Consider the following 16,327-nt stretch of genomic DNA (forward strand, 5'->3'; position numbering starts at 1 on the left):
GATTTTTAAGAGATAGTTAAGTAGGCTGTTGGGCAGCAATTAACTTAAGTTTTATAAAGCCAGCTTTTCAAGATATGAAAATATTTTTGAAACGGCCTGTTTATTTTCCTCAGTCATATTCATGGCTCTTTCTATTTCGCTTGCAATAAGATCCGATTTTTGGTTTATTTCATTCATATTATTGCTTATACTCTTAGAAATATCTACAAGTCTTGTCATTTCTTTTCCTGCTTCAGTGTTTCCTATAAGCATTTCTTCCGAACCGTTTTTGACTTCAGAGGTTATCTGCATAATGTTTTTTATTGCTTGAAGTATCTGTGTGCTGCCCACATCTTGTTCATTCATGGCATTCATTATTTCACTGTTTCTATTATTGACAAGATTTAGGATACGCATGACTTCAGTAAACTGTGTTTCACCCATTAAAGAGGCTTTGGTTACTTCTTCGATTTGATTTTTTAATTCCATTAAAACGGTAGTTATGGCTTTGCCCTGAGTGCCCGACTCTTCGGCAAGTTTTCTTATTTCATCTGCAACGACGGCAAACCCTTTTCCTGCTTCTCCCGCATGGGCAGCTTCAATGGCGGCATTCATAGCCAACAGGTTCGTTTGACTTGCTATATTTTGGATAACGGAGGTCGTTTCTAAAAGGCCCTCCGATTTTTCACTCAAGGACTTCACAAATTCGTTTGTTTCGAAAATGGATTTTCTTCCTTTTTCGGCTGCAATATTTAACTCTTCCATCGAACCTAAATTGTTTTTTAAAACGGAAGTAATGGATTTTATGTTTGCCGTCATTTCTTCTATTGCTGAAACCGATTCTGTTACTGCTGAAGATTGATTTGTAATATTTTGGTCAAGGCACTCAATATTTTTTGCTATTTGTTCAAGTGTAGATTGAGTTTGCAAAACTCCCAATGATTGATTTTGGATACTGTTATTGATTGAAGCAATATTTCCGGTTATTTGATCTACAACATTGCCGGTTGTAGTCATATTTGATAATAGTTTATTTGCTATGTTGTGAGAAGTCTCTCCCGAATTTTTTACATCATTAAAAAATTCTTTATTAAATGCTAAAAGAGTGTTAAAATCTTTTATCAAAAGAGCCGCTTCATCACGTGAATCGGCTGTGAGGAACTCTTGATTATAATTACCTAAGGATAGATTATTGATTGCCGATTGAAGACTTGCTATTTTCTTTTTGGTAGACTGAGTTATAAGGACTATATTTATTATTGAAAGAGTAATTCCATAGCTAAAAAGCGGAAGTACCTTTGTCAAAAGCTGCATATAAATATCGTCTGTTTTTGTTCTAACCAACGGAGCTATCGTAAAAAAAGCGATTGAGAGAATACTTAGGATACTTACAATGGCTGTTCTTCGCGTCATAGAAAGATCCAAGTGCTTTTCTTCTAAGGGCAAAAAAGTTGCCCATCTTTCCAATGATCTTACCATAAAACTGCTGAAGAATGTGCTCATCAAGAACATATTTCCCATGGTTATACTCATGTACGAAATGAATGTTCTTGTTTCGGTGATTAGGCCCGATTCCAATGAAGTAAAAAACGGACCGAAGAGGGCAATCATCAATGGAATAATAAATGCAATCATTACATACAAGGAGATACTTTTTTGTGCTTTTACGGGATTTTCTTTCCAGTTTACTATTGAGGGTATAATAAATTTCCATTTTAGTATCGGGTTAAAAGTTGAAGTTATCATGATAACTGCAAAAGCTTTTGTACTCAGAATATTCATGATGTTTCCTGAGCTGCCAACAATACGGTTGGTTAAAATAGTGGATAAAATCCACGCAAGGTTAGTTAATAAATCAAATATCAAAATTGCTTTTGATGGTTCATAAATGCCGCCATTTTTATCTTTCATTGTATGCTCCTTCACTATTTTGCAGTTTATCAATAGCTTTTGCTGTTGGTACCTTTATTAAAAATTGATTTATTTTGTCAATTTTTTACTACAGAATAGAATACAAAAAATGATATTCAATAAATAAATTTAATCTAATAAGGTTACTATATTAATTTTCTTTTTCATTTTTTTGCCATTTAGTAATGCCTGTCCTTAATAATCTGAATTCGCGCAAAAGAAGGATGGAAACAGGTATGCCGCTTAAAACTTCTATGAAAAATGTACCATAGTATACGCCTGCAACGCCTATAAAGATAGGAAAAATCAACATCACCGGTATGTAAAAGACGATTTGCTGTAAAATTCCCAATATCGAGCTTATTTTTCCTTTGTTGACGGCAGGAAAAAAGGCTAGAGCAAAAAAGACTAAGGGCATAACGGGTAGGAGTGCCATGTAAATCCTAAAATAGGAAATATTTTGAATGCTTAGATGAGGATTTTTCATCATCAAAGAAACTGCTGTTTGCGGGAAGATAATCATCAAAATCCATAATGGAGCTATCAAAACAAGGGCTGCAGATACAAATCGCTTAAAGGCTGAAATAAGACGTTCCGTCTTATCTGCTCCGAAGTTTATTCCGATTATGGGACTGAGGGCAAACATGAAACCTCCTATCGGCTGTAGTACAAAGGAAAAAATACGTGTAACTATTCCGTAAAAGGCAATGTCTTCTTGCGAACCGTACCGGTTGAGTACATTTAAAACCAAAAGCATTTGGATAGTTCCCATAAACTGCATTATAAAACCTGCCAATCCCATCGAAATAATCTTAGATATAATTTCACCGTCCATTCTGATTGTAAATACATAAGCCGGAGAATCCGTGTTCTTTTTTGCAAAATAATAGGCGCCGATACAGGCCTGTACTGCCATACCTATATTTGTTCCGATAGCTGCTCCTTTTACTCCGAAGCTGAATATAACCATAAGAATGTAGTTTGCGCATCCGTTTACAATAAGGCTTATTCCCATAATTGCCGCTGCCGTTTTCATTTTCCCTTCAGAGCGGATAAGGTTATTAAGAGCAATGGCATATATCCAAATCGGAGTACCCCATAAAAGGGTGAGGTAGTATTCGCCTCCGTGTATTAGAGCCTTGCCCCTGCCTCCCATTAAAAAAAGAGTTTGTTCCGAAAAAAGAAAGCCTAAGCTCATTACGATTACACTTATTATAAGTGTCAAAAAATTGACATTACCTAAAATCTTTTTTTGAATATTTTTATCTTCCGCACCGATTGCAATGCTTGAAAGAGTGCCGGCTCCCGAACCTACGAGAATACCTAAACCTATTATTGTTATGATTGGGGGCAGGGCTACCGAAATGCCTGTAAAAGCTCCTTCCTCGGCAAAGTGCCCGACAAAGATTCCGTCCAGCACATTGTTTGCTCCCAATAAAATCATTGCAATAACGGCAGGCCATGAAAGATCAAAGATAACTTTCCACAAGTTTCCGTTTAATATAAATTCTTTTTGCTTTTCGTTTTCCATAATGTAAAAATCCTTAAATAGTTTATGATGATTATTTTAAATTTTTCGGAATTCTTGTTTATGTTTTAGAACTCCTATTAATAAAAAAGGCAATGCTAAAAGTATTATAAGAAATGAAATAACATTGTCCATTTGTTCTAAACCGTAACTTTGTGCGGCTGTAGGTAATATGTTGTGAGCAATATAATTGCAAACGCCAAGCACAAGGACAGTAGCTGATACGCCATACCATGTGTTCAGCTTTATTCTTGCCCAAATGAACATAATAACTCCGGCTGTTGTTATACATAAAAGGAATTGCGGTAACGCAATATTTAAAAACCATTGTCCGGGACTTGTACACTGTTCCGTTATATAAAGGAATATCGGAATTGTGCATACAGCCGTCAAAAACAAAACCACTATCTTTTTCTTTTTACAGATAAATAAGGGTAAAAACAATATCCATGATAAGGCGACTGCACTGTCAACAATAACAATGGTAGAAAGATTTTCTCCAATAATACTTAGGACGAGGGTAGGAACAAAAATACCCAGAAAATGTGCCGTTGAAATTAGTATAAAAAGGTTTCTTTTGATTTTATTATTCATAGTAACTCCCATAAAAACTTTTTGCAGCAAATATTAATTTGCAAAAAAAGTTTTTTCAAGTGTGTGCCGGAAAGCACACACATATAATAATGCGATGTTTTGTACCTAATGGGTACAAAACTCGGCAGATAAACAGCGAGGCAGAATTTCTGCTGAACTGTTTATCATATCTCCTTAATTTAACATATAATGCGGAATTTATCGGTCTTTGTCAAGGGTTTTTATTGATATCAGAATGATTTTTAAAATATTTTTTAATTTTTCAATGTAATTTTCTTTATTTTGGAATGTTTATAATAGTAAATGGAATGTTTTTACTTTGAGGAAAGATATGCGCAGTTTGGAAGAACATTGGAATGATTTGGAAAGGTTAGGCTTTACCCGTGCGGAGGATAGGGGAACTATAAGATATGAGGTGCCGCCTAAGTTGGGGAAGGGGGCGGTTACAATCTTAGGAGATTTTGATCGAGCCTTGGTATCGATTGCAGATTTGGAATTTTTTGAATCCATAACCTTATTAGAGAATGTAAACGAAAAAACCGTTTCTATCGGTCAGTTTTATGAAGGTGAGCTGGACATATATGAAAAAGACAGCTCCGAACTGTTGCCCTGCGAACACGGTCTTAATGCCTTTGTGAATAACGCTTATTTTTCGGGCTTTAAGCGTTTTAGTGCAGGTGTCCGTTTGGTAAATGTCGGCTTTGTTTTTAGGCAGTTATTTTTTGATGAGATGGAAGATAAAATCGGCTGCAAGCTGCCTGAAGATTTTTGGGAAACTTCCGCAAAGATTTTAAACCCCGGAGTGCTTTATGTTCCTCAAATTACCGAGATTTGTAATCAGGTAAAAGATTGCCGATTAGAAGGCTTTGCTCTTAACATGTTTATTCGGGCAAAATGTTTTGAAGTCTTTTCAATTTTATTTGATTATGTTTATGCGAATAAAAAAAAATCAGCCGTTTATCTTTCCGATTCAGATATTAAAGCCTTAGACGGGATTCGTAAACTTTTGGAAACCGAAATGCTTTCGCCTCCTTCGATAAAAGAATTATCAAAACGCTTCGGTATAAATCAGCAAAAACTGATGTTGGGCTTTAAGGAGCGTTACAATATGACGGTGTATTCTTATGTAAAAAGACTTAAAATGGAAAAAGCCTTGCAGCTTTTACGGGATGAAAATCTTTTGATTGGAGATATCGCCCGTCTTTCCGGCTATAAGGGAGAGGGGCATTTTCAACAAGTGTTTCGGGAAGTTTACGGTCTTACACCTCATAAGATGCGAAAAGAATTATTTAAATAAAATAATTTAATCTTATTTTGTTCTATATCTTAATTCATTCTTGACAATAATTATCCAAAGTACTATAATCTTAAATGTTAGCTAATGTTTACAGTGAAGAGGGGTAGTAATTGTTTAGGTTTATATTCAAACAAAAAAAATATTTTGTGCTTTTTTTTGCCTTAGGCGGAGTTAATTTGTTATGTACAATGAAGCTTCAAATATGGAATGGCCGGCTTCTTGATACGGCCTTAGGAAAAACTTCCTACTCTATGTCTACCCTAATGCTATTGTCATTAGGGGCAATGATTTTTGCAGCTTTGTTTGCCTATTTTTATGATCTTGTAAAATCAAAACTTGTAATTGTTGCTGAGGCTGATTTACGAAAAACTTATTTTGATGCCCTTCTTAAAAAAAATATGGGAGAGTATATCAACATACCTGAAGGAAAAATAAGTGCAGATTATACCGATAAGATAGATGCCGTAAGCGGAGAGTATTTTTATGTATGGACTGCTTTAACCGATAATGTTTTGATTTTTTCTGTAACGATAATAACGCTTTTAACAATAAATATACAGACTGCTTTTGTTACTGTTGTCTTATTAATGATTCCTCTTATGGTTCCGACGGTTTTAAAAAATATTTTGGCCAAAGCTTCAAAGGAAAGGATGGCAGCGGTCGAAAAACATTTTTCGGCTGTAAGGACATGGTTAAAAGGAATTGATATTATAAAAGTTTTTTCTTGCGAACAGTATATAATTTTCAGATATGATAAAGTAAACGAGTTTTTAAGAAAAAAACAAATGGATGCCGTAAAGGTAAGCTGCTTTGAAACGGCTTTGAGTTTTTTTGTATCTGCTATAGTTAATTTGCTTATGACAGCTTATTGTGCATACTATGTTTACAAGAATGTTTTTTCTATCGGAGAGCTTTATACCATAATGAGCTTAGTCGCAATGATGTCGCGGCCCATGTATTGGACTGCAAATTTATTAAAAACTTTCTTTTCTTCCCGTCCTGTGCGTGATGCAATGGTTGAATTTATAGATGCTAAAACTGAAATAGGGGAGGAGGAAGTATTAAAAGATTTTACTGTTGATGCTAAGGGGCTATCGTTTTCGTATAATGAAAAAAAGATTTTAAACAATACGAATTTTACATTTAAACAAAACGAAAAAATATTGATCTTAGGTGAATCGGGTTCAGGAAAATCTACTATAATGCGTCTACTTTTAGGAATACACGCTCCCGATTCCGGTTCAATTACGATAGGCGGAACCGCTCCCCAAAAAATAAAAAATATTTCCGATGTGGTTTCCATTCAGCAGCAAGAAGCTTATATCTTTAAAATGAACCTTTTAGATAATTTATTTTTGGATAAGGAAATTACTGAAGAAAAAGTTAAGGATGTTCTTAACTCCGTAGGTTTAAATAAGTACACCGAAGATAAGTATTTGAAAGAAACCGTCATAGGTGAAACCTACGGTTTTTCGGGCGGAGAAAAAAAGCGTATAAGCATTGCAAGAACCGTTTTGCATAAACGCCCGATTATGATATTCGATGAGCCTCTTGCAAATATCGATAACGAAAATATTGAGCGGGTAAAAAATTTAATTTTTTCTATAAAGGATTCTACAGTAATAATTATTTCGCACATTGCGGATACCGAAACAAAAAAACTGTTTGATCGAATTTATAAATTCGATACAAATGAAAGGAGCTTATATGAAGAAGCTGTCTAATCTTGAAAAATTATTTATATTTTTTGCTCTTCTATTTTTAGTCTTTTCGGCTGCAGCCGTTACGGTTTTTTCATGGCTAGGCGGAAAGATAGCCGATGGCGCCGTAAGTAAGGATATTCAAAAAGTTATTGTTTTTATTTCCGTATATTTTACTGCAATACTGGTAAGAGCCGGAGGACATGGACTTTATTCTTATTTTTTCGGAAGATTTAAAACAAGCCGCTTAAAGTTTCTCAGGCAAGGTCTTTTTCATTCTTGGGTAAGAGCAGAGTACGAAGAATTTTATAATATTGATGAAGGAAAAAAACTTTCATACTACCAACAACAGCTTCCTTCCCTCAACGGACTATATTATCAGTCCTTCTACGGAATGGGTCAGATTCTTATGGAAACTATTTTTGCTTCCGGCTTTCTTTTATATATTAATTTAAAATTAGCCCTTATAAGTTTATTTTTTGTTTTAATAACCTCTCTTATTCCGCAACTATTTAAAAAGATTTTGGATAAAAAACAATCCGAGTCCATAAGCATTTTAAACGGACACATGGGGGAATTTTCGGATTGGTTAAAAGGTTTTGAAGTAATAAAAAATTACGGCAGTGAAGGACGTTTTCAAAATCTCTTAAATAAGTCGGTAGAAAGGTTAGCAAAAAAACAATTTTCCGTTTCAGCCGTAAGTATCCTATCCCGAAATCTTTCTTCTCTTGCCTCTCAATTAAGTATAATTACCGTTGTTTTTTACGGTGTTTACCTTATTTATAAAAACGAATTAAGCATTGCCGAATTTATGATGGCTAACGGTTTGATTGTACAGCTGAAATCTCAAGTTTATTATATTTCGATGTATGTTAATCACTTTATTATGAGCAAGGTTATCTTCGACGGTTATAAGAGTTTGGTGGTTAAAGAATCGGAAGAAAAAAAGATTGAAGCCGAGGTTTCGTCAAGCAATATATCTTTTGATGATGTAAGCTATGCTTACAGCGAATTACCCGTTCTTCAAAATGTAAATAAAAAATTTACCGGCAACGGAATACATATTATCTATGGAGAAAGCGGAAGCGGAAAGTCCACTGCAATGAAAATTCTTTTAGGCCTATTAAAACCCAAAAAAGGAAATGTTTTACTCGATGAAAAAAATATTTATTCCATCAAGAATAGGTTCGCTATTATTTCGTTTTTAGCTCAAGAGGCTGTTTTCTTTGACGATAGTTTAAAAAACAATTTAACCTTAGGTGAAGATATTGCAGAAGAAAAAATCTTTACCTTAATGGAAAAATTAGGTTTAGAAAAATTTGCAAACACTGAAAGCTTGAATATGGACTTTACGCACATCGAAAATAAATTTTCAGGCGGAGAATTAAAGCGTCTAAGTTTTGTGCGTACCCTATTGCGCGATACGCCTGTAGTAATTTTTGATGAGCCCTTTGCAAATATCGATGCTCAAAACATAGGAAGGGTAGAAGATCTTATTTTAGGCTTAAGGAATAAAAAAGTTTTTATTGTAACTCATCAGCTTAATGACAGGATCAAAGAAATGGCCGTCTCTCTTTGGAAGATAGGCAGATAATTGTATGACACCTTCTAAACGGTATAACCTTCTTAGAAGGTGTCAAATCATAAACTATCAATTAAGAAAGGATTACTCTATAATCGTTACTCTGTCATCAATATTTTCTTTTTCTTTCGGATCGGGCTCGCTGCCGATACCGCCGAAGGGCATTTGAGCAATCAGCACATATTCCTGCGGAATGGAAAAAAGCGATTTTACCTTTTCATCAATAACGGGATTGTAGTGCTGCAGCGAAGCGCCAATGCCCGCTTCCCGTAAGGCTGTCCAAACGGCGAGCTGAAGCATTCCGTTTGCCTGATTTGCCCATACGGGGAAATTGGCTGCATAAGAAGCGAATTTTTCTTGCAGAGCCTTTACGGTTTTTTCATCATAAAAGAACAGAACCGTACCTGCCCCCGCCTTAAATGAATCGATTTTTTCACGCGGAACTTTGCCGCCGAATGCCTCGTATATCGAATCCCACAATAAATCGTGCTTTTCGCCGAATACCGTAACTACCCGTGCACTTTTCATATTAAAGGCGTCAGGCACCAATTCTACCGCTTTTTTTATTAAAGCACCGGCTTCTGCGGCAGACACCGGCAGGTTTTTATTAATGTTATAATAAGACCTGCGTTTTTCCAAAGATTGTATAATTCCCATATCCTTCTCCTATAAAAACTTTTTGCAAGGATTATCAAATCCTGAAAAAAGTTTTTTCAAGCGGTTTGCTTGCAAACCGCATACAATAATATGATGTTTGTCTGAAAGGCAAACTCAAATATAAACAGCGAGGCAATATTTCCGCCGAGCTGTTTATCAGCTCTCCTATAAAAACTTTTTGCAAGGATTATCAAATCCTAAAAAAAGTTTTTTCAAGCGGTTTGCTTGCAAACCGCATACAATAATATGATGTTTGTCTGAAAGGCAAACTCAAATATAAACAGCGAGGCAATATTTCCGCCGAACTGTTTATCAGCTCTCCTATATATAGCTCTGTATCGGTTAAATAAACGTTCCGTTATGCAAATCGCTAAAAGCTTTTTGCAATTCTTCTCTTGTGTTCATTACGATGGGACCTCCCCATGCAATGGATTCGTTTAAGGTTTTTGATCCGACAAACAAAACTTTTGCCGTATCTGTTCCTGCCTTTATCGTAACGGAGTTTCCTTCAGTCAGTTTTACTGCCGTTTTTTCTTTTACCGTCTGACCGCTTATAACCGCATCCGAAAGGAGGGTAAACAGCATAACCGAATCCTCCTGTTCCGTTTCGATTGTTATTTCGGCTCCTGCATTGAGTGTAATGTCGTAATAGTTAAGCGGAAGATACTTGCTTTTAAAGCCTGCGTGTTCTTTATACGAGCCTGCAAGCAAGCGTATAAAACCTCCGTCAAAAGGTATTTCTTTAATTTCCGCATTTTTTATGCTGCGGTATTCCGGCGGTACCATTTTTTTAGCCGCAGGCAAATTGAGCCAAAGCTGAACACCGAGGAGGCGTTCGCTTGCAGGCAGCTTTTCTTCATGAAGAATTCCTTTTCCGGCTGTCATCCATTGTACTTCGCCGTCGCCTACCGTGTCTTCAAAACCAAGACTGTCCTTGTGCTGCATTTTTCCCTTGTACACATAGCTGATTGTTTCAATGCCTCTATGAGGGTGCATTGGAAACCCCGCAGTGTAGTCATCGGGATTGGTGCTGTCAAAAGAATCAAGCATTAAGATGGGATCAAAATCGCTTGTTGTGCTATGCCCCAACACACGGACAAGATGAACTCCCGCTCCGTCTTGTGCAGGAAAGCCTGTAACTGCTGTTTTTATTTTTCTTTCCATAGGTTTTTCCTTTTCCTTGGGCTATAAAATACATAATAAACGGCATTTAGTCAAATTCAATTATACATTTTAAGAATATATATTCTTTTCATCTTGTTTTTGCATGGACTTTAACACCTTTACATAATTCTCGTTTTATATTTTTAGCGGATAGATAATAATCACAGAGTTTGCAAAAACAGTTAAAAAATGATAGAATATAAACCGTAAAAAAGACGGACAAATCTTTTTTGGAGGCGGGCTATGCATACGGGGGTTGATTTTTGGAAGAATTACATGGATAGATGGTTCGGAAATGAGCTGATAGCCGAATGGAATAAAAATGTAAAAGTTGAATATGCGAGAAAAAACTTTACCGGGAAAGTATTTCTCGGAGGAGCCAGTATGGGCGGCCCCTTAGCTTATGCTTGTGATGCAAGATATAATCTCGCCGACGGATTAATATGCTGGTGTCTATGGGATTTTTCCGGTCCGCATTTTCCTTTAAAAAAGGAAACATACCGGAAATGGGCAAAAGAGGTAGATGATTTTATAAAAGAAATACAGCCGGGCACCGGTATATTTTTGATGATGGAAATGATTTTTTTACAAATTTTCTCCCTTAACCGGTATAGTACGTGTACTCTTATACTATACAATTAAGTCAAGTGGGGGATACCATCTCTCTTCTTTGTGCGGAATTAAAAATACTTAATTGAAAAATTCCCCTCTTCGTGGTATAATGCTTAAAGCGGAATATAAAAGTAAGGAGGTGATGAAAATGGCTAAAAACAAACGTAGCTATAAAGATTCTGTCTTTGTCGACCTTTTCAGCGAAGATGAAAAAGCAAAAGAAAACTTTTTATCGCTGTATAATGCCCTGCACGGTACGAATCTACAGCTGTCTTGTCCGGTAGAAAACATAAGGCTCGACAACGTTATGTACATGAACATAATCAACGATGTTTCCTGCCTTGTGGACAACAAAATAATCGTGCTTGCAGAGCATCAATCCACCATAAACGAGAATATGCCGTTACGTTTTTTGCAGTATATAGCTCGGCTCTACGAAAAACTGCAAGCTCCGACAGACAGATATTTAAGGAAACTGTCAAAAATACCTACACCTGAATTTTACGTTTTTTACAATGGTGTAGAAGACTACCCTGAAAGTACAATTCTAAAACTTTCCAACGCCTTTATTACAAAACCTGAATCTGTGCCTTTGGAGCTTTCGGTAAAAGTCTATAACATAAACAAGAATAAGGGAGCGGACGTATTAAGCCGATGTAAAACATTGAAAGACTACAGTTTATTTGTTGAAGAGGTAAGAAAGCAAACACAGCTTGACAGTGAAAACGGATTTACCAATGCGGTAAAAATATGCATAGAAAAAGGCATCTTAAAAGACTACTTAATGAGAAAATCACGGGAGGTAATAAACATGTTAATAGCAGAATACGATTATGATACCGACATAGCGGTACAGAGGCAAGAAGCCGGTAGAATAGCCTTTGCCGAAGGTATTGAACAAGGTATTGAGCAGGGGTTTTCCGACGGCTCTTACCAAAAAGCTCTCGAAACGGCGAAAAACTTACGTGCAATGAATTTTCCTATTGAAAATATTGCCCAAGCTGTCGGTTTAAGTATTGAGGAAGTGCAAGCCTTATAAGAATCAATATGTTAATAGCCGAATATGACTACGACACCGGCTGCTAATGCCGAAGTAAGAAGTTCGCCCTTTGGCACTTGTCATTCGACATTTACGCCATTTCTCAAAACAAATTACAAAAAACTTTCCCAAAAAGTTGTCATTTATAAAAACTTGGGCTATAATATATAGTATGAAGGGGAAAATAAACCACTTAAACAGTATAACAAAAAGTTCTCAAAAAACCGTCAAACTACTTGACAAAGCCGGTACGGTAAAGTCTGCACCGCCTTTTCCATACACAAGTTTCCGTAATTGGCAACGGTTTAACTACACATACACATTAAAAATTAAATAAATAAGTAGATATGTTATGAAAACAATCAACAAGCACAAGGCACACGCCTTTAAGGGAGCAGTGGCGCTCATCACAACCGCATTTTTGGCATTGCTCCTAACCGCCAGCCCCAACACCGCAGGAGGCGGCGGCGGCGGAACGCTCGCACCGTTTGCCGATAAAACCTACACGGTAGAGGGAGTCAGTTTTACGATGAAGGCGATTAAAGCGGCAAAGCCTGCAACGCTCGGGGTTGCGGACGAAAGCAATAACCCCGAACACACAGTAAACTTAAGAGCGTACTTCATAGGCGAAACCGAAGTAACGCAGGAGCTGTGGGAAAAGGTGATGGGAGAAAATCCGAGTTATTTTCAAGGCGCGGATAAACTTCCTGCTGCCGGAGAAGAGCAGGGAAAGCGGTCGGTGGAAAAGGTAAGCTGGGTTGACTGTATTGCCTTTTGTAACGAGTTGACGAAGAAGGTAACGGAGCTTGGAGCTGCCGAATGTGTGTACTATCTAAAAGAGGATGGCACAACGGTATATACAAAAGAGCATGTACAAGCAGGAAAAGAGCCGGTACAAGAAGCTTGAGAAAAAAGGCTTCCGCTTACCGACGGGGGCGGAATGGGAGTGGGCAGCCAAGGGCGAAACAAATGACAAATGGGCAGGAACAAACGATTTGACGAAGCTTGAACAGTATGCGTGGTACGATATTAACAGTGAAAATAAAACGCATGAGGTAAAGAAGAAGAAGAAGAAGAAGAAGAAGAAGAAGAAGAAGAAGAAGAAGAAGAAGAAGAAGAAGCGCAACGGCTACGGATTATACGACATGAGCGGGAACGTATGGGAGTGGTGCCGGGACTGGTACGGCAGCTTACCTGATCCGATGTCGGCTGACTATACAGGCTCTTTGTCCGGTACTAACCGCGTCAAATGGGGAGGGAGTTGGAACAACAATGCGGATAACGCTGCGCGTGCCTATCGGGACAACAACAATCCCGGCAATCGCAACAACAATCTGGGCTTGCGGCTTCTCTCGCGCCCCCTGAAGCTCACACAAAGTGTGTGAACCGCCCCTATCGTGTACGGTACGTTTGCATACGGACTGTAAAATGTCCGCGGCATCAAGACGGATTGTACAAGTAAAGAGTGCTCTCCTTATATTAGTATCGAATCCGGTTGGGAGCATTGAGAACGTTTAAGGAAAGTTTTTTTCACCTGAGAGTAAAAAGATGCAATTTAAATTGTTTATTATACCGATCTCTAATTGAGAACATGCGCTTTCAGAAATGAATACTTTTTTACGCGTGTATAAAATCATCACCGTTACAAAAGAATTTGTTGCAGCGGACGAAAACAGTTTTTATGAAATACTGGCAGAATATATTGACGACGGTGCCGTTACTGTATCCGATAAAGGAAAGAGTGCGGTTGATTATAAAGAAGTATTAACGCCTGATGTTTTTGAACTTTTCTCGTATCTGCGGGATGAACGGAAAAAGCTTGCCGAACAAGCGGGGCTTCCCGTCTATTCAGTGGTAACGAATGCACAGCTTGCCCATGCTGCAATCAGCCGGTGCAGGAAGTATCGGGCATATCTAAAACTGCGGTTAAATTTTTAAATATGCCGTCTTATCAAAACGGGAATTGAAAATGAAAATGGCCCCCTCGCGGCAATGCCCTAAGCATTTACGGCATTAACGTTTTTCCCGTTTTCCATGCCTGACCGACTTTTTCGCCGATTGCATAATAACCGTACTGAAATTGATCAAATACAAAGGCGTTTAGTTTTGCAGGGTTTATTTTGCCGTTTTCGTCGAGTACTTTTTCATCGGCTATGACATTGACTATTTCTCCTACAACGCGGAAGCCGAAGCGGTCATTCTGGATGGCGGCTGCCGTACATTCAAGCGTCAACGGAAATTCTTCTACGATGGGAGCATCCACACGGCTGCTTTTTACCGCATGCAATCCCGAGCGTTCAAATTTATCGTGCATGGTATTTGCACTCGCAATTCCGAAAAAATCCGCCGCTTCAATATGCGGAATATCCGCCACGCTGAGTGTAAAGGCCTTCCGGTTTTTAATATTGGCTGAAGTTTTATGCGATTCGTCAAGATTTAATGCGACCATGTTATTATCGCAGATTCCGCCCCAGGCCATATTCATAACATCGACAGAGCCGTCTTCATTGTATGTTGCAACCATCAACACCGGCATCGGAAACACAAAGGGATGTACTCCTAAATCTTTTTTCATATATACCTCTCTTCTGTTCTAAATGATTTTATACATACTATCACTTTTTTGTTATTTATTCAGCTGCCTCGCATTTTTGTATTTTCGGAATTCGCATAGTCTTGCGGTAATCTTGCTTTCGGGCAGGCTCCGGAAAAATATGCTATCGGCACCTTGCTGCCATCCTTTCATGATTCTCCTCCCCCCATTTTTGCATGGACTTTAAGACCTTCATAAAACTTTTCCCCATCTCGGTTAGAGAATATTCTACACGCGGCGGGATTTCTTTATAGTCATACCGTAAAAGAAAACCGTCGGCTTCAAGTTCGCGTAATTGCTTAGTCAAAGAAGACTCGTTAATTTCGCCTATCTTGCGGCGTAATTGTCCGAAACGATTAATCTTTTCAATTCCGATATAGTAGAGAATTTCAATCTTCCACTTTCCGCCCAGCATTTTTTGAATTGCCGAAACCGTTTCACATCTTTTTATAGCTTCTGCCGTTTTTTTCATACTATGATAATTTTATCACAAAAACTATATAAAAACAAGTACGCTAAAAAATAATAGTACTTGTTTTATCATTGTGCATGCCTTATATTAGAATTACTTCGCAATTTTGATAAATTTTAAATATGTTTTTATGGAGGATGATAAACAGGCGGTTTGAAATACAAACGGCCTGTTTATTTCGAGTTTGCCATTCGGCAAACATCGTTTATTATATGCCGTTTTTCAGGCTAAAGCCTTACAAAACGGTGTAAAAACATATTTATAATTTTGATAAATTTTAAATATGTTTTTATGGAGGAAGTTATGCATTTTACGGGAACTATTTGGAGGCCGCCTTATGAGGCTTCATCGTCTTTATTGCAGGTTACAGCCGGCTGCACACATCATAAGTGCAAGTTTTGTTCTCTTTATTCGGATTTGCCCTTTAAATTCCGTCTTTCACCCGACTATGAAGTAGAACCGGATTTAAAGGAGTTGAGTATTTACTATCCGCAAGGAAAGCGGATGGTTTTAACCGGTGCAAATCCTTTTGCCCTGTCGACGGAAAAATTAAAAGCGCTTGCAGAAAAAATTCATAGGTATCTGCCCATGATTAAAACGATAGGCCGTTTTTCGCGGGTAACGGATATAAGCCCGAAGAGTTTGGATGAGCTTAAAGAACTTAAAAAATTAGGTTATGATGAAATTATTATCGGAACCGAAACCGGTGATGACGAAACTCTCTTATTTATGCGCAAGGGCTACAAGGCTCAAGATATAGTTTATGAATTGACCAAATTGGATGAAGCAGGAATAAACTATCATATTTCATATTTGAACGGGCTTTCCGGAGAAGGAAACGGAAACCGTGCTGCTCTAAATACGGCTGCAGTCTATAATCGAATAAATCCTGTAAGTATAAGTATAGTAGCTCTTACGGTATTCCCCGAATCGGAACTTTATGATGAAATACAAAAAGGTCTTTTTATTGAAACTTCTGAAATAGAAAAATTAAAAGAACAAAAAACCTTAATCGAAAACCTAAATATTGAAACTATGATTTATGCAAACACTGTTTCAAATACGGCTCCTATCTCCGGCAAACTTCCTAAACACAAGGGCAAGATGTTGGAATACTTGCAGTATGCTATAGATACAATCGATGAGAAAATGTTGAAGCATTACAGGGATGGGATAGTACATTTGTGATGGGGTTTGAC

The 16,327-nt window shown here is 37.5% G+C and carries 16 protein-coding genes; 9 read left to right on the top strand and 7 right to left on the bottom strand.

Annotated elements, in window-relative coordinates; translation table 11 throughout:
* Window positions 1-51 precede the first annotated feature (51 nt).
* The 3 genes from E4O01_RS01130 to E4O01_RS01140 form a co-directional block, all read right to left on the bottom strand.
* Window positions 52-1,890 (bottom strand): methyl-accepting chemotaxis protein, encoded by a 1,839-nt coding sequence (locus tag E4O01_RS01130; RefSeq protein WP_253693420.1) that lies wholly within the window; start codon window positions 1,888-1,890, stop codon window positions 52-54.
* 151 nt (window positions 1,891-2,041) lie between these two features.
* Entirely contained in the window at window positions 2,042-3,421 is a 1,380-nt protein-coding gene (locus E4O01_RS01135; RefSeq protein WP_253693423.1) for an MATE family efflux transporter, read from the bottom strand.
* A 36-nt stretch (window positions 3,422-3,457) separates the two neighbouring features.
* Window positions 3,458-4,012 carry a hypothetical protein gene (locus E4O01_RS01140; protein ID WP_253693425.1) on the bottom strand — a complete coding sequence of 185 codons (555 nt, stop codon included), beginning with the start codon at window positions 4,010-4,012 and terminating at the stop codon, window positions 3,458-3,460.
* Window positions 4,013-4,343: 331 nt separating this feature from the next.
* Between E4O01_RS01140 and E4O01_RS01145 the strand changes: the two genes are divergently transcribed.
* The 3 genes from E4O01_RS01145 to E4O01_RS01155 all read left to right on the top strand — a co-directional run bounded on the left by E4O01_RS01145 (window position 4,344) and on the right by E4O01_RS01155 (window position 8,603).
* Window positions 4,344-5,309, top strand: coding sequence for a helix-turn-helix transcriptional regulator (locus tag E4O01_RS01145; RefSeq protein WP_253693428.1), 966 nt, complete (start codon window positions 4,344-4,346; stop codon window positions 5,307-5,309).
* A 110-nt stretch (window positions 5,310-5,419) separates the two neighbouring features.
* Entirely contained in the window at window positions 5,420-7,033 is a 1,614-nt protein-coding gene (locus tag E4O01_RS01150) for an ATP-binding cassette domain-containing protein (RefSeq protein WP_253693431.1), read from the top strand.
* Window positions 7,017-8,603, top strand: coding sequence for an ABC transporter transmembrane domain-containing protein (locus tag E4O01_RS01155; RefSeq protein WP_253693433.1), 1,587 nt, complete (start codon window positions 7,017-7,019; stop codon window positions 8,601-8,603). Before E4O01_RS01150 ends, E4O01_RS01155 begins: the two co-directional genes overlap by 17 nt.
* Window positions 8,604-8,675: 72 nt before the next feature.
* On the opposite strand, the gene E4O01_RS01160 is transcribed toward E4O01_RS01155, so the two are convergent.
* Window positions 8,676-9,248 carry a nitroreductase family protein gene (locus E4O01_RS01160; protein WP_253693435.1) on the bottom strand — a complete coding sequence of 191 codons (573 nt, stop codon included), beginning with the start codon at window positions 9,246-9,248 and terminating at the stop codon, window positions 8,676-8,678.
* Window positions 9,249-9,590: 342 nt separating this feature from the next.
* Window positions 9,591-10,412, bottom strand: a complete 822-nt coding sequence (locus tag E4O01_RS01165) for a pirin family protein (RefSeq protein ID WP_253693438.1) — start codon at window positions 10,410-10,412, stop codon at window positions 9,591-9,593.
* 243 nt (window positions 10,413-10,655) lie between these two features.
* On the opposite strand from E4O01_RS01165, the gene E4O01_RS01170 reads away from it, so the two are divergent.
* From E4O01_RS01170 to E4O01_RS01190, 5 genes are all read left to right on the top strand, one after another.
* Window positions 10,656-11,054 (top strand): hypothetical protein, encoded by a 399-nt coding sequence (locus tag E4O01_RS01170; RefSeq protein WP_253693440.1) that lies wholly within the window; start codon window positions 10,656-10,658, stop codon window positions 11,052-11,054.
* Between the two features lie 118 nt (window positions 11,055-11,172).
* Window positions 11,173-12,063 (top strand): Rpn family recombination-promoting nuclease/putative transposase, encoded by an 891-nt coding sequence (locus E4O01_RS01175; protein ID WP_253693443.1) that lies wholly within the window; start codon window positions 11,173-11,175, stop codon window positions 12,061-12,063.
* A gap of 352 nt (window positions 12,064-12,415) precedes the next feature.
* The gene (locus E4O01_RS01180) at window positions 12,416-12,970 is read left to right on the top strand and encodes a formylglycine-generating enzyme family protein (RefSeq protein WP_253693446.1); all 555 of its coding nucleotides are present in this window, start codon (window positions 12,416-12,418) and stop codon (window positions 12,968-12,970) included.
* Window positions 12,933-13,448 carry a formylglycine-generating enzyme family protein gene (locus E4O01_RS01185; RefSeq protein WP_253693449.1) on the top strand — a complete coding sequence of 172 codons (516 nt, stop codon included), beginning with the start codon at window positions 12,933-12,935 and terminating at the stop codon, window positions 13,446-13,448. Before E4O01_RS01180 ends, E4O01_RS01185 begins: the two co-directional genes overlap by 38 nt.
* Before the next feature lie 220 nt (window positions 13,449-13,668).
* Window positions 13,669-14,001: a hypothetical protein gene (locus tag E4O01_RS01190; RefSeq protein ID WP_253693452.1), complete on the top strand. Its 333-nt coding sequence runs from the start codon at window positions 13,669-13,671 to the stop codon at window positions 13,999-14,001.
* A gap of 67 nt (window positions 14,002-14,068) precedes the next feature.
* On the opposite strand, the gene E4O01_RS01195 is transcribed toward E4O01_RS01190, so the two are convergent.
* Window positions 14,069-14,638: a flavin reductase family protein gene (locus E4O01_RS01195; protein ID WP_253677242.1), complete on the bottom strand. Its 570-nt coding sequence runs from the start codon at window positions 14,636-14,638 to the stop codon at window positions 14,069-14,071.
* A gap of 142 nt (window positions 14,639-14,780) precedes the next feature.
* A complete protein-coding gene (locus E4O01_RS01200) occupies window positions 14,781-15,128 on the bottom strand; it encodes a winged helix-turn-helix transcriptional regulator (protein WP_253693454.1) in 348 nt (115 codons plus the stop codon).
* 303 nt (window positions 15,129-15,431) lie between these two features.
* On the opposite strand from E4O01_RS01200, the gene E4O01_RS01205 reads away from it, so the two are divergent.
* Window positions 15,432-16,316 carry a radical SAM protein gene (locus E4O01_RS01205; RefSeq protein WP_253693457.1) on the top strand — a complete coding sequence of 295 codons (885 nt, stop codon included), beginning with the start codon at window positions 15,432-15,434 and terminating at the stop codon, window positions 16,314-16,316.
* Window positions 16,317-16,327 lie beyond the last annotated feature (11 nt).

This window comes from Treponema sp. OMZ 790, assembly GCF_024181285.1.
Taxonomy (GTDB): Bacteria; Spirochaetota; Spirochaetia; order Treponematales; family Treponemataceae; genus Treponema_B.